Origin of the sequence: Kitasatospora misakiensis (genome assembly GCF_042656005.1) — a bacterium.
In the GTDB taxonomy this organism is placed as follows: Bacteria; Actinomycetota; Actinomycetes; order Streptomycetales; family Streptomycetaceae; genus Kitasatospora; species Kitasatospora misakiensis.
This window is the reverse complement of the sequence record NZ_JBHSOF010000002.1, coordinates 417,829-431,019: the sequence shown is the minus strand read 5'-3', so window position 1 is coordinate 431,019 and position 13,191 is coordinate 417,829. Positions and strand designations below refer to the sequence as shown.

Below are 13,191 nucleotides of genomic sequence, written 5' to 3'. Positions count from 1 at the left end.
GTCCTGGCTCATGACTTCTTGGCCTTGGTGGTGTGGGCGGCGACCCAGATCGCGACCGCGATGAGCGCGCCGAGACCGAAGATCCAGCCGAACAGACCCTCGGTCACCGGACCGAGGCTGCCGAGCGTGAGACCGCCGGGGTTGGGCTCATCGTTGGTGGTGTGGCGGACGAAGGCCACGATCTGCTTCTTCTGCTCCTCGGGCATGGTGCCTTCCGGGAAGGACGGCATGTTCTGCGGGCCGGTCTGCATGGCCTCGTAGATGTGCTTGGCGTCCACGCCCTCCAGCGACGGGGCGTACTTGCCCTGGGTCAGGGCACCGCCCTGGCCGGCGAAGTTGTGGCACTGGGCGCAGTTGGTGCGGAACAGCTCGCCACCCTTGGACAGGTCGTCGGGGTTGGTCGAGGTGTACTGCTCCTCGGTCGGCGTCACCGGACCGGGGCCGAGCGAAGCGACGAAGGCGGCGAGCTGGTCGATCTCCGCCTGCGAGTAGATGTTCTTCTTGCGCGGCACCTGGGCGCCGGGCTGCTGGGCCGGCATGCGGCCGGTGCCCACCTGGAAGTCGACCGCGGCGGAGCCGACGCCGACCAGGCTCGGGCCGTCGGAGCCGCCCTGCCCGTTCAGGCCGTGGCAGGAGGAGCAGCCCACGGCGAAGAGCTTCTTGCCCTCATCGATCGCGAGCGACTGCGCGGCGACGTCGGCCTGCGCCTTGTCGGCGGGCGCGAACGCGGCGTACAGCCCCCCGGTTGCCGCCAGGGCGAGAAGTAGGACGACCAGCGCCGCCAGTGGGTGGCGCCGTCGTGCGGAGAGCTTTTTCACGGAATAACCCCGGTGTCAGGATCTGGTCGACTGGTGGGTGCACCCGGCGGCCGGTCTGGCCGGCACGAGGCTGCCTGTCTAGGGCTGCGCGCGCGGTCGGTCGGTGGGAGCGTCGCCACCGGCGAAATCGGGCCGTCGCCGGTGAGGGCGGGACCCGAGGCCGGTGGCCAGCGACCTGATCAGCTGGTTACTTGATCAGGTAGATGGTCGCGAACAGGCCGATCCACACGACGTCGACGAAGTGCCAGTAGTACGACACCACGATCGCGGCGGTGGCCTGCTCGTGAGTGAAGCGCTTGGCTGCGTAGGTCCGTCCCAGGACGAGCAGGAAGGCGATCAGACCACCCGTCACGTGCAGACCGTGGAAGCCGGTGGTCAGGTAGAACACCGTGCCGTACGGGTCGGAGGACAGCGAGAGGCCGTCCTTCTTGACCAGCTCGGTGTACTCGAAGATCTGGCCGCCGATGAAGATCGCGCCCATCACGAAGGTGATGACGAACCACGAGCGGAGCTTCTTCACGTCCCCGCGCTCGGCGGCGAAGACGCCGAGCTGGCAGGTGAGCGAGGAGAGCACCAGGATCGTGGTGTTGACCGAGGAGAAGGGCACGTTGAGGGCGTGCGCCTTCTCGGTCCAGAACTCCGGCCCCTTGACGGAGCGGAGCGTGAAGTACATCGCGAAGAGGGCCGCGAAGAACATCAACTCGGAACTGAGCCAGACGATCGTTCCGACGCTGACCATGTTCGGCCGGTTGACCGATCCGTGCGCGTGCCCGGTTTCTACTGCTGTTGCTGTCGCCACGACGGACATTATGTCGGTCCCTTATTCCGTCTTCACGTCGGGGGGTCTCCCTCGGAGTGTCCGGTGCGTGCGGTATGCCCCCCTGGCACCCGACGGGGCGTCCGGACCGTCGTTGAGCAGCGGCGTGTCCCTTTTCTGACGGTTCCTCGACGGCCCCTTACGGCCCCGTCCGGCGTGTCGAGGGGTGCTCCGGGGTGCCGTCGGTAGTAAGGGGAGAGCCCACCCGTCAGCCGTACGGGTGGTCTGTGCGGCCGGGGGTGACGCGCCGTGCTCCGCCCGGACCAGCCGTCGGCGGCGCGGCTCGGGAAGAGATCGCGGCGGGAAGGGCTCTGCCACCGGTGATCGGGAGTAGCATCCGGGGTGAGGCGAACGTGGTCCGGATCACACTGAGGGAGCAGGGCCCATGGCGTACACGACCGACGAGACGCTGACCGTTCTCGTCTACAGCCACGACCGCACCACCCGCGAGCAGGTGCTGACCGCGCTCGGTCGGCGGCCCGCGGCGGACCTGCCGGAGCTGGCCTACCTGGAGTGCGCGACCACCCCCGCGGTGCTCAAGGCGCTGGAGAAGGGCGGGGTCGACCTCTGCGTCCTGGACGGCGAGGCGGTGCCGGCCGGCGGACTCGGGCTCGCGCGGCAGCTGAAGGACGAGATCTACGGGTGCCCGCCGGTGCTGGTGCTGATCGGCCGGCCGCAGGACTCCTGGCTGGCCGCCTGGAGCCGGGCCGACGCGGCGATCTCCCGGCCGGTGGACCCGGTGGCGCTGGCCGAGGCCGCCGCCGCGCTGCTGCGCTCCCGGCTGGCCAAGCGGGCGCCCGTCGCCCGGTAGCCACCCGGCAGCCGTCCGGCCCGGGCCCCGGCTCCGGTGGCGCGGGCCGGTGCCCCGCCCCCGTGTCTCACCCGGCGTCTCAGTACAAGAGAAGAAGGGTGAACGGCGGAGCCCCGGCACCCCGCCGCTCGATAGGCTGACTCCGTCCCTACGTCCTTCCCCGTGTCCGGGGAGCGAGAGCTGGAGTCAGCCATGGTGAACGTGCACCCTGCGAACGGCGGCAACGACCCCGCGCAGGTGGTCCGCTCCTGGCCGGACATCCTGTCGGCTCTGCTGCGGGGGGAGGACCTCGACCGCGCGGCCACCGCGTGGGCGATGGACCGGATCATGAGCGGCGAGGCCTCCCCGGTCCAGGTCGCCGGCTTCATGGTGGCGCTGCGGGCCAAGGGCGAGACGGTCGACGAGATCTCCGGCCTGGTCGACTCGATGTACGCGCACGCCGAGCCGCTGGACATCCCCGGTCCGGCCGTGGACATCGTCGGCACCGGCGGCGACCGGGCCAAGACCGTCAACATCTCCACCATGTCGGCGATCGTCGCGGCCGCGGCCGGCGCCAAGGTCGTCAAGCACGGCAACCGGGCCGCCTCCTCGGCCAGCGGCTCCTCGGACGTGCTGGAGAAGCTGGGCATCAGGCTGGACCTCCGGCCGCGCCGGGTCGCCGAGGTCGCCGAGGAGGTCGGGCTCACCTTCTGCTTCGCGGCCACCTTCCACCCGTCGATGCGGCACGCCGCGCCGGCCCGGCGCGACCTCGGGGTGCCCACCGCCTTCAACATCCTCGGGCCGCTCACCAACCCGGCCCGGGTGACGGCGCACGCGATCGGCTGCTTCGACACCCGCCTGGCGGCCCTGATCGCCGGCGTGCTCGCCCGGCGCGGCGCCACCGCCCTGGTCTTCCGGGGCGACGACGGGCTGGACGAGCTGACCATCACCACCACCTCGCGGGTGTGGGTCGTCCGCGACGGCGCCGTCACCGAGACCAGCTTCGACCCGCGCGAGGTCGGCATCCAGCCGGTCGGCATCGAGGCGCTGCGCGGCGGCGACCCGGCCTACAACGCGGAGGTCGCGCGCCGGATGCTCGCCGGGGAGCACGGCCCGGTCCGCGACGCGGTGCTGCTGAACTCGGCGGCGGCGCTGGTGGCGCTCGACCTGACCGGCGCCCCGCTCGCGGAGCAGCTCGGGGCGGCCATGCGGCGTACCGCCGAGGCCGTCGACTCGGGTGCCGCGGCGGACCTGCTGAAGCACTGGTCGGAGGCCACCGCCCGGGTGTGACACGGCGGTTGGGGGCCCATCGGGAGTTCGCCCGGTGGGCCCCTGCGCGTGTCCGGGATGTGGACTCCTGTTTGACCGGGGGGTGGACTCGACCTACAGTCTTGGCCAGGTCATGAGCGACAGCGACAAGCCCCAGCTTGCTGTCCGGCAACCCTCCGTCCGTGGCGGGGTGCCCTGGGTGAGGACCGGGTCACGTGGCGTTCCGTCCGCGTGGCAAGCGCGGACGCCCGGATCACATCGCACTCCCGGGGTCCCTGACCCGTATAGGAGTGCATCCCCATGTCTTCTGTCGCCGCCCGCCCGTCGCCCGCCGCCACCCTTGATTCGGCGCGCTCCGCGCGGCCCCTCCCGAGCACCCCCCTCGCCGTCCTCGGCCACGACGTGCAGGTCCCGCTCGCCAACGGTGACAAGGTCACCTACGCGGCGCTCGACTACGCCGCCAGCGCCCCGGCCCTCCAGCGGGTCTGGGACGAGGTCGCCGCCTACGCCCCGTACTACGGCAGCGTGCACCGCGGCGCCGGCTACCTGTCGCAGCTCTCCACCGACCTGTTCGAGCAGAGCCGCCGCACCGTCGCCGAGTTCCTGGACCTGCGCGAGGACGACCAGGTGGTCTTCACCCGCGCCACCACCGACTCGCTCAACCTGCTGGCCGGCGCCGTCCCGGCCGGGACCAGGGTGTTCGCCTTCGAGACCGAGCACCACGCCTCGCTGCTGCCCTGGGCGCACGCCGGTCTGAGCGTCACCTACCTGCGGGCCCCGCGTTCGCACGCCGAGGCGGTCGCCGCCTTCGACGCCGCGCTCGCCGAGGCGCCCGAGGGCCCCAAGCTGCTCTGTGTCACCGGCGCCTCGAACGTCACCGGCGAGCTCTGGCCGGTCGCCGAGCTGACCCGGACCGCCCACCGGCACGGCGCCCGGGTGGTGCTGGACGCCGCGCAGCTGGCCCCGCACCACCGGGTCTCGGTGCGCGAGCTGGGCGTCGACTGGATCGCCTTCTCCGGCCACAAGCTGTACGCGCCGTTCGGCGCCGGGGTGCTGGCCGGCCGGGCCGACTGGCTGGACGCGGCCGAGCCGTACCTGGCCGGCGGCGGCGCCACCCGTACGGTGGCCCGGGAGGCGGACGGCTCGGTGGCCGTGCAGTGGAACACCGGTCCGGCCCGGCACGAGGCCGGTTCGCCGAACGTCATCGGCGTCTACGCGATCGCCGCGGCCTGTCGGGCGCTCGGCGAGGCCGGGTTCGACGCGCTGGAGGCCCGCGAGCGGGCGCTGATCGCCCGGCTGGACGCCGGCCTGGCGGAGATCCCGGAGGTCAGGGTGCTGAACCTGTTCGGCGCCGACGCGGCCCGGGTGGGCGTGCTGTCCTTCGTCGTCCGGGGCTGGAACAGCTCGCACTTCTCGGCCGCGCTCTCCGCCGAGTACGGCATCGGGGTGCGGGACGGCCTCTTCTGCGCCCACCCGCTGGTGCGCACGCTGCTCGGCGACGAGGAGGCCGCGCCCTCCGAGTGCGGCGCGCCGGAGCCGTCGCTGCCGGGCGAGCGCAGCCTGAACGCGATCCGGGTGAGCTTCGGCGCGGGCACCCCGGACGAGCACGTGGACCGGTTCCTGGCCGCCGTCCGGGAGCTGGTCACGGACGGCGCGGCGTGGACCTACCGGAACGAGGGCGGCCGCTGCGTCGTGGACACCCGTCGCGAGGGCTGAGGCCTCCGGTCGGCTACTCGTCGAGGCCGATCGCGAACGCGGCCTCCAGGTCGTGCTGGGAGTAGGTGCGGAAGGCGATCTGGGTCTCGGTGTGGGCCACGCCCGGGACCTTGTTCAGCCGGCCGGGGATCACCTCGGCGAGGTCGTCGTGCCGGCGCACCCGCGCCATCGCCACCAGGTCGTAGCCGCCGGTCACCGAGTAGACCTCGCTGACGCCCTCGATGGCGGCGATCGCCTCGGCGATCTCCGGGATGCGGTCGACACTGGTCTTGATCAGGACGATGGCGGTGATCACGGTCGCGTACTCCTTTGTGAGGTGCCGCCAGGGTATCGGGCATCGGCCGCACCGTCGCGGGGGCGGGGGCGGGGGCGGGTGCGGGTGCCGGTGCGCCGGGGCCGGCGCTCGATCAGGGTGCAGGCGTAGAGGAAGCCGGCCGCGAAGCCGATCACGTGCACCAGGTACGCGACCCCAGGCCCGGCGGAGTGGACGGACCACCACTGGAGGGCGAACCAGAGCCCCAGCACCAGCCAGGCCGGGAAGCGCAGCGGCAGGAAGAGCAGCAGCGGGACGAGCGTGGTGACCCGGGCACGCGGGTGGAAGCGCAGATAGGCGCCGAGCACGGCGGAGATCGCGCCCGAGGCGCCGATCAGCACCCGGGTCGAGTCCGGCGAGTGCGCCTCGGCCAGCGAGAAGCCGTAGGTGGTCAGCGCGCCGGCCGCCACATAGAAGAGGAGGAACCGGGAGCGGCCGAGCCGGCGCTCCACGGTGGGGCCGAAGACGTACAGGAAGAGCAGGTTGCCGAGCAGGTGCAGCCAGCCGCCGTGCAGGAAGAGCGCGCTGAGCACGGCGAGCGCGGGGTGCTTGCCCGGGGTGGCCGCGGCCGGGCAGCCGGGCACCGGGTCGGGGGCCTCGGCCAGTTGGTCGGCGGTCAGCGGGTGGCCGGTCAGCAGTTCGGCGGGGACGGCCCCCCAGCGCTGCTCGTAGCGCTGCTCCGCGCAGACCCGGGTCTGGCCGCGGCCGTAGAGCGGGTTGAGTCCGGCGGCCGGTCCGAGCAGGAAGACCGCGGTGTTGAGCGCGATCAGCGCGTAGCAGACGGCAGGGGCGGTGGCGGCCGGTCGGCCGCGGTGCGCTCCGGCGTGGGCGGGGACCGGGATCGCCATGGGCCCCAGCATCCCCCCGGGGCGGGCCGGGCACCGCGCGGTTACGGCAGGTGGGCTACGGCTCCGGAGCGGTCGGCCGGTGGCCGGGAAGGTTGCCCCAGGCAATAGGCTTGGGCCGGGCATTCCCGCCTCCCGCCGCCGACGCCGGGGCCCCGGGGGGAGCGCCTGAGCCCGTTCCGGGACCACCGAGAGGATCCCCGATGACCGTCCCCGCCCTGACCTCCGAGACGCGCTGGCGCTGCACGCTCTGCGGCAACCTGACCCGCTTCGACGTGACCCGGACCGCCCGGGTCACCGAGTTCCTCCACTTCGACCTGGCCGGCGAGTCCAAGGTCGAGGAGACCCAGGTGCTGAGCGAGACCGTGGAGTCGGTGCGCTGTCGCTGGTGCAACGCGGTGGACCAGGTCGAGCTGATCGCCCGCCCCGGCGCGGACGAGGCCGCCGGGGCCCCCGAGCAGGGCTGACCGCTCGTGGGTGGGCGGCGGGCGGCGTGGCCGCCCGCCGCACGGGACAATACGGAGAGAACGCACGGAGTGTGACGGGGGTGGCGGCCGACGGCCGTACCCCGCTGGACCAGGATCGGAGCCGAGGACGTGGTGGACGCAGCGAAGGAGCCCGCCGGGCCGCAGGGGCGGCAGCCCGCTGTGGACGCGCAGGCGCCGGACGCGGCAGTGGCCGCCCCCTCCGGCACCGTGGCCCCGGCGGAGGCGCCGGCCGGGGAGGAGTCCGGCGGCGGTGACGAGCCGGCGGCAGCCCTCGGCGGCGCGGGCGGACCGGGCGGACCGGGCGGACCGAGCGAGCCGGACGCGGGGGAGTCGACCGGCGGCGACGGCGGGGAGGGCGACCGTACGGCGCCCGAGACGCTGGACCGGCCGCTGCCCGAGGGCGTGCGCCGGCGCGTGGTCGGCCTGGCCTCGGACGCGCTCGGCGGCCTCCCGCTCGGCGAGCTGCCCCAGTCGCTGCGCCAGTACGCCAAGTTCACCCCCGCCCGCCGGGCCAAGTACGCGGCGACCGCGCTGGCCGCGGCGCTGGAGGCGGAGCCGGCCTTCCGGGTGCGGATAGCGGAGCGGCTGCGGCTGGGCCAGCCGGACCTTGTCAGGGCCCTGGAGTCGGGCACCGTGCCGGGCGCCGCCGACCCGATGGACGTGGCCGCGGCCGCCTATCTGGTGCGGTCCGCCGGCTGGAGCCGGCTGGTGGCCGAGGCCGGCGAGGAGGCCGAGCGGGCCGGCACCGAGGGCGCGGTGGCGGAGGCGACCCGGCTGGTCGAGAAGCTCCAGGCCGAACTGGCCGAGCTGCGCACCACGGCCCGGTCCGACCTGGAGCGGCAGCGGGCCGAGTCGGAGGACGTCCGCAAGGAGGCCGAGTCGCTGCGCCGGCGGCTGCGTTCGCTGGAGAGCGACACCCGCCGGGCGCAGGCGGAGACCCGGAAGGTCACCGCCGAGCTGGAGGCGGTCAGGGCGCAGGCGGCGGCGGAGCGCAGCGCCGCGGAGGGCGAGGCGCGGCGGCTGCGGCACCGGGTCACGGAGCTGGAGACCTCCGTCGAGCAGGGCCGCCGGTCGGCCCGCGAGGGGCGCAGCGTCGAGGACATGCGGCTGCGGCTGCTGCTGGACACCGTGCTGCAGTCGGCGCAGGGCCTCCAGCGGGAGCTGGCGCTGCCGGTCTCCCAGATCCGCCCGGCGGACCTGGTGGAGGCGGTGGTGCCGGGCGCGGCCTCGCCGCACGACGTGGCGCGGCGCGGACTGGCCGAGGACGACCCGGCGCTGCTGGACCAGCTGCTGGCGATCCCGCAGGTCCATCTGGTGGTGGACGGCTACAACGTGACCAAGACGGGCTATCCGACGCTGCCGCTGGAGCAGCAGCGGATCCGCCTGCTGGGCGGGCTGGCGATGCTGGCGCAGCGCACCCAGGCGGAGGTCACCTGTGTGTTCGACGGCCAGGACCTGGACGTGCCGGTGATCATGGCGCCCCCGCGCGGGGTGCGGGTGCGGTTCAGCCGGACCGGGGAGACGGCGGACGAGCTGATCCGCCGGCTGGTCCGGGCGGAGCCGCAGGGCCGCCCGGTGGTGGTGGTCTCCACGGACCGGGAGGTGGCGGAGGGCGTGCGGAAGGCCGGCGCGCGCCCCGTCGCGTCGGTGCTCCTGCTGAACCGGCTGGCCCGGCCGTAGCCGGTCGAGGTGTGACCGGAATGACGGCTGGTCAGCGCCGGGATCGCGGTCTTGTGCGGGTTTCGTGAAGCCGGGGTGCGGAGGCCAGGTTCGCGCAATCGTGGGAGTGGCGCGAAACGTGGATCTTCACTAGGGTCTGGCGTCAAACCTATTTTCCGGATTCTCGCCCAATCGGGTGAGGCCATTGGAAGAAGGAGCGGGTCTCTTGGCCTCCCACCGCCGTCCCAAGCAGCCCAGCCGCGCGCGGGTCTCCGTGCTCACCGCTGCCGCTGCGACCGCGGTCGCTCTCTCCGCCCAGGTCGCCGCCCACGCAGCGCCGAGCCCGTCGCCGAAGAAGGACGACGTCAAGGCGCAGATCGACCAGCTGAACGAAGAGGCCGAGCAGGCCACCGAGAAGTACAACGGCGCCAAGGAGCGGGCCGACCAGCTGCGCAAGCAGGCGGACCAGCTCCAGGACCAGGTCGCCCGCGGCCAGGAGCAGATGACCCAGCTTCAGTCGGGGCTGGCCGAGGTGGCGGGCGAGCAGTACCGCACCGGCGGCATCGACCCGTCCGTCCAGCTGATGCTCTCCTCCGACCCGTCCGGATACCTGGACAAGGCCTCCAGTGTGCAGCAGGCCAGCTCCAGCCAGGCCGAGGCGCTCAAGGGCCTGCAGGACCAGCAGCGCCGACTCGACCAGCAGAAGTCCGAGGCGGCCGCCGTCCTGGCCTCGCTGGACAGCACCACCAAGGACCTGAACCAGTCCAAGGCCGAGGTCAACAAGAAGCTCAAGGAAGCCCAGGACCTGCTGAACTCGCTGAGCGCCGCCGACCGCGCGGCCGTGAAGGCGGCGCAGCAGCAGGCCGACCGCGCCTCGCGCGGCAGCGAGCGCACCGACCTGGGCAGCCTGCCGCAGGCCAGCGGCATGGCGGGCGCGGCCGTCGCCAACGCGATGAGCAAGCAGGGCTCGCCGTACGTCTGGGGCGCCACCGGTCCGACCACCTTCGACTGCTCCGGTCTGATGGTCTGGTCGTACGGGAAGGCCGGCGTCTCGCTGCCGCGCACCTCGCAGGCGCAGGGCAACTACGGCACCCGGGTGCCCTCGCTGGCCGAGGCCCAGCCGGGCGACCTGATCATCTACCGCGCCGACCGCAGCCACGTCGGGATGTACATCGGCAACGGCATGGTGGTGCACGCGCCGCACACCGGTGACGTGGTGAAGGTGATGAAGGCCGACGCCATGCCGATCAACACGATCCGCCGGGTCTGACGGGTCTGCCCCGGTTTCGACGGGTCCGGCGGGCTCTGACGGGTCTGACGGACCGCCACGACACGCGCGGGGACCGTTCTCCGAGCCTTGTGATCAGTGCCACCTCCGACGGGGGTGGCACTGGTGTTTCGATCGGCCGTTAGCCCGTCCGGGCGAAAATGATCAGCTCGATGTGGGCCCGTGATCACACTCGGTCATTTTCACAAGGGAACTTGGGTATTCTTCCGGCTTTTTTCTGACAAGGATTTGAACGGATCACGGTTCTATTACTAGGGTCGTGCCTCGAACCACGCACAGTCGATCACCCAGCCCGGGTGGCGGCGGGGTTCGCCGCCGAGTTCGCGAAGCAGCGGGGCGGGGCCGCAGGGGCCCGTCCGGACGAAGACCCAGCAGTCGGGGGTCCGCTGTGGAGCGGAGCCGGGGAACCACGTTCCTCCGGGGTGAATCGGCGCCAGGCCGCCCGCTCGCGCGGACGGTGAGGCGTCGTAGGGCACGCTTCCGCCCGAACCCGTCAGCTCACCCGGTAGGCGGATGAGGAAGAAGGAGTCCGCCTTCGTGGCGTCCCATCGTCGTCCCAAGCCCGCCGGCCGTGCCCGTGTCTCGATCCTGACCGGGTTGGCCGCCGCTGCCGTCGCCCTCTCCGCGCAGTCCGGCGCCCACGCCGACCCGGCCCCGACCAAGGACCAGGTCAAGGAGCAGGTCGACCAGCTCAACGAGCAGGCCGAGGTCGCGACCGAGAAGTACAACGGCGCCCAGGCCAAGCAGCAGGAACTGCAGAAGCAGGTCTCCGACCTGCAGGACAAGGTGGCCCGTCAGCAGGCCGTGGTGACCGAGGCGCAGGGCGGCCTCGCCGAGATCGCCGGCGAGCAGTACCGCACGGGCGGCATCTCGCAGACCGTCCAGCTGATGCTCTCCGCCAGCCCGGACAACTTCCTGAACCAGGCCGACGCGCTGAACCAGGCCGGTTCCACCCAGTCCGGCGCGCTGAAGGAGCTCCAGGAGCAGCAGCGCAGGCTGGACCAGGACCGCACCGAGACCCAGGCCAAGCTCGGCGAGCTGGAGTCCACCACCCAGCAGCTGAAGACCTCCAAGGAGGACGTCCAGGGCAAGCTGGCGCAGGCCCAGCAGCTGCTCAACACGCTCACCGAGCAGGAGCGCCAGGCCCTCCGCGCCGCCGAGGAGAAGGCCGCCGCCGAGGCCAAGGCGAAGGCGGACGCCGCGCAGGCCGAGGCCGCCAAGGCCGCCAAGGCGAAGGCGGACGCCGAGCGCGCCACCCGCGACACCAGCCGCAGCGACCTGAGCGCGCCGGCCGCCGCCGCTGCCCCGGCCGCCAAGCCGGCCGCGCCGGCCGCGCCCGCCGCCAACGGCTCGCGCGCCGCCGCCGCGATCGCCGCCGCCGCGAGCAAGCTCGGCGCCCCGTACGTGTACGGCGCCACCGGCCCGAACTCCTTCGACTGCTCGGGCCTCACCGGCTGGGCGTACGCCCAGGCGGGTGTGTCGCTGCCGCGCACCTCGCAGGACCAGGCCAACGCCGGTACCCGGATCGGCTCGGACATCTCCCAGGCCCAGCCCGGCGACCTGGTGATCTTCTACGCCGACCGCCACCACGTGGGCATCTACGTCGGCGGCGGCCAGGTCATCCACGCCCCGAAGCCGGGTGCGTCGGTCCGCTACGAGTCGGCGTCGAACATGCCGGTCAACTCCATCGTGCGCCTCTGACCCTCCGGTCGGCAGGCTCCCGGCAGGCCCGGTCTCCCCCGTGGGGGAGACCGGGCCCGCGGCTTTCCCCCGGTCATCGGGACGGCCGGCGGGCGAACCGATCTGATGTCCGATCAGTGCCTGAATATTCGGATTCGGAGGGGTTTGGAAACGGTTGCCCTGACTCGCTAACGTCTGCCACCGGACGCCCGCTTCGACAGCCGCCCGTACCGGAGCGGCGGCGGGCCCCGGCCCAGGATCGGAGCTGACGTCGCATGGCCGTGCACCGCCGTTCCCCGTTGTCAGGTGCGCATGCGCTCGCCCGGGCGCTGGTGCTCACCGCGGCGGCCACCACCGCGCTGGGCGTGGCCACCGCCGGCACCGCCCGGGCCGTTCCCGGCGCCCCCGACGCCCCGACGAACCGCAAGGACGTCAAGGCGCAGGTGGAGCAGCTCTACGACGAGGCCGAGCAGGCCTCCGAGCGCTTCAACGCCGCCCAGGAGGCCCAGCAGCGGCTCCAGCACGAGACCGGCACGCTGCAGCAGCAGATCGCGCTCTCCCAGGACGAGCTCAACCAGCTGCGCGGTGACCTGGCCACCGTGGCCGGCGCGGAGTACCGCGGCGGCGGGATGGCGCAGACCGTCCAGCTGATGCTCTCCACCGACCCGGCGGCCTACCTGTCCCGGGCCCGCACCCTCGACCAGGCCGCCGAGCGGCAGAACGAGACCCTGCACGACGTGCTGGGCCGTCAGCGGGTGCTCGACCAGCGCCGCGCCGAGGCCTCGGCCAAGCTCGCCGAGCTGGAGCAGACCCGCAAGGTGTTGGCCGACGGCAAGCAGCAGATCCAGCAGCGGCTCGCCAAGGCCCAGAAACTGCTCAACAGCCTCGGCGCCACCGAACGCGCCCGGCTCGCCGCCCAGGACGCCCGCGAGGCCGAGCAGCGCGCCACCCGCGGCACCGACCGGCTCGACCTCGGCACCACCCCGCCCGCCTCCGAGCGCGGCGGCGCGGCGCTGGCCGCCGCGGTGAGGATGATCGGCTCGCCCTACGTCTACGGCTCCACCGGGCCCAAGGCGTTCGACTGTTCCGGTCTGATGTACTACAGCTGGCGGCAGGCCGGAGTGACCCTGCCGCGCACCTCGCAGGCCCAGGCGTACGCCGGCCGGCGGGTCAGCATCTCCGAGGCACGACCGGGAGACCTGGTGATCTTCTACCGGGACATGCACCACGTCGGGATGTACGCCGGCGGCGGGGTGATCGTGCACGCCCCCTACCCGGGGGCCCGGGTGCGCTACGAGAGCGTCAACGCGATGCCGGTCTCGGGGGTGATCCGGCTCTGAGCCGCCCGGACCTCGCCGGCGGCCAAGGCCCGTCCCGGCGCACCGCCCTGCTGCTCGCGGCCGGCGGCCTCGCCCAGCTGTCGCTCCCCGGGGCCGGCCCGGCGCGGCCCGCCGCCGCGGCCTCGGACGACCACGCCGACGTCCTGGCGCTGCTCGCCGAGCGGGCCC

At 73.2% G+C, this 13,191-nt stretch carries 12 protein-coding genes and 2 riboswitches; of the genes, 8 read left to right on the top strand and 4 right to left on the bottom strand.

Translation table 11 applies throughout. The features are described 5' to 3' along the window. Window positions 1–8 precede the first annotated feature (8 nt). Window positions 9–818: a cytochrome bc1 complex diheme cytochrome c subunit gene (qcrC, locus tag ACFP3U_RS03820; RefSeq protein ID WP_380223690.1), complete on the bottom strand. Its 810-nt coding sequence runs from the start codon at window positions 816–818 to the stop codon at window positions 9–11. 187 nt (window positions 819–1,005) lie between these two features. After that, a complete protein-coding gene (gene ctaE / locus ACFP3U_RS03815; protein WP_030301107.1) occupies window positions 1,006–1,626 on the bottom strand; it encodes an aa3-type cytochrome oxidase subunit III in 621 nt (206 codons plus the stop codon). Between the two features lie 394 nt (window positions 1,627–2,020). On the opposite strand from ctaE, the gene ACFP3U_RS03810 reads away from it, so the two are divergent. From ACFP3U_RS03810 to ACFP3U_RS03800, 3 genes are all read left to right on the top strand, one after another. After that, window positions 2,021–2,446 carry a hypothetical protein gene (locus ACFP3U_RS03810; RefSeq protein ID WP_380223688.1) on the top strand — a complete coding sequence of 142 codons (426 nt, stop codon included), beginning with the start codon at window positions 2,021–2,023 and terminating at the stop codon, window positions 2,444–2,446. 192 nt (window positions 2,447–2,638) lie between these two features. Then, window positions 2,639–3,715, top strand: coding sequence for an anthranilate phosphoribosyltransferase (trpD, locus tag ACFP3U_RS03805; RefSeq protein WP_380223687.1), 1,077 nt, complete (start codon window positions 2,639–2,641; stop codon window positions 3,713–3,715). A 108-nt stretch (window positions 3,716–3,823) separates the two neighbouring features. Then, a riboswitch (SAM riboswitch) is annotated at window positions 3,824–3,941 on the top strand. Between the two features lie 53 nt (window positions 3,942–3,994). Continuing rightward, window positions 3,995–5,410, top strand: a complete 1,416-nt coding sequence (locus ACFP3U_RS03800; RefSeq protein WP_380223686.1) for an aminotransferase class V-fold PLP-dependent enzyme — start codon at window positions 3,995–3,997, stop codon at window positions 5,408–5,410. Window positions 5,411–5,423: 13 nt separating this feature from the next. On the opposite strand, the gene ACFP3U_RS03795 is transcribed toward ACFP3U_RS03800, so the two are convergent. Further along, window positions 5,424–5,705 carry an Lrp/AsnC ligand binding domain-containing protein gene (locus ACFP3U_RS03795; protein ID WP_380223684.1) on the bottom strand — a complete coding sequence of 94 codons (282 nt, stop codon included), beginning with the start codon at window positions 5,703–5,705 and terminating at the stop codon, window positions 5,424–5,426. Then, on the bottom strand, window positions 5,702–6,571 hold the full coding sequence (locus ACFP3U_RS03790) for a rhomboid family intramembrane serine protease (RefSeq protein ID WP_380223682.1): 870 nt from the start codon (window positions 6,569–6,571) through the stop codon (window positions 5,702–5,704). Before ACFP3U_RS03790 ends, ACFP3U_RS03795 begins: the two co-directional genes overlap by 4 nt. A gap of 200 nt (window positions 6,572–6,771) precedes the next feature. Between ACFP3U_RS03790 and ACFP3U_RS03785 the strand changes: the two genes are divergently transcribed. From ACFP3U_RS03785 to ACFP3U_RS03765, 5 genes are all read left to right on the top strand, one after another. Continuing rightward, entirely contained in the window at window positions 6,772–7,035 is a 264-nt protein-coding gene (locus ACFP3U_RS03785) for a hypothetical protein (protein WP_380223681.1), read from the top strand. Window positions 7,036–7,434: 399 nt separating this feature from the next. Continuing rightward, window positions 7,435–8,736, top strand: a complete 1,302-nt coding sequence (locus ACFP3U_RS03780) for an NYN domain-containing protein (RefSeq protein ID WP_380223727.1) — start codon at window positions 7,435–7,437, stop codon at window positions 8,734–8,736. Between the two features lie 205 nt (window positions 8,737–8,941). After that, window positions 8,942–9,985: a C40 family peptidase gene (locus tag ACFP3U_RS03775; protein WP_380223680.1), complete on the top strand. Its 1,044-nt coding sequence runs from the start codon at window positions 8,942–8,944 to the stop codon at window positions 9,983–9,985. A 392-nt stretch (window positions 9,986–10,377) separates the two neighbouring features. Then, window positions 10,378–10,530, top strand: a riboswitch (cyclic di-AMP (ydaO/yuaA leader). A 10-nt stretch (window positions 10,531–10,540) separates the two neighbouring features. After that, entirely contained in the window at window positions 10,541–11,704 is a 1,164-nt protein-coding gene (locus ACFP3U_RS03770) for a C40 family peptidase (protein WP_380223679.1), read from the top strand. Between the two features lie 278 nt (window positions 11,705–11,982). Then, on the top strand, window positions 11,983–13,023 hold the full coding sequence (locus tag ACFP3U_RS03765; RefSeq protein ID WP_380223678.1) for a C40 family peptidase: 1,041 nt from the start codon (window positions 11,983–11,985) through the stop codon (window positions 13,021–13,023). Window positions 13,024–13,191: the final 168 nt, after the last annotated feature.

Excerpts from the sequence above, each read along its gene's own strand:
- ctaE (WP_030301107.1), bottom strand. The coding sequence starts at position 1,626 with ATGTCCGTCGTGGCGACAGCAACAGCAGTAGAAACCGGGCACGCGCAC.
- ACFP3U_RS03810 (WP_380223688.1), top strand. The coding sequence starts at position 2,021 with ATGGCGTACACGACCGACGAGACGCTGACCGTTCTCGTCTACAGCCAC.
- trpD (WP_380223687.1), top strand. The coding sequence starts at position 2,639 with ATGGTGAACGTGCACCCTGCGAACGGCGGCAACGACCCCGCGCAGGTG.
- ACFP3U_RS03800 (WP_380223686.1), top strand. The coding sequence starts at position 3,995 with ATGTCTTCTGTCGCCGCCCGCCCGTCGCCCGCCGCCACCCTTGATTCG.
- ACFP3U_RS03790 (WP_380223682.1), bottom strand. The coding sequence starts at position 6,571 with ATGGCGATCCCGGTCCCCGCCCACGCCGGAGCGCACCGCGGCCGACCG.
- ACFP3U_RS03785 (WP_380223681.1), top strand. The coding sequence starts at position 6,772 with ATGACCGTCCCCGCCCTGACCTCCGAGACGCGCTGGCGCTGCACGCTC.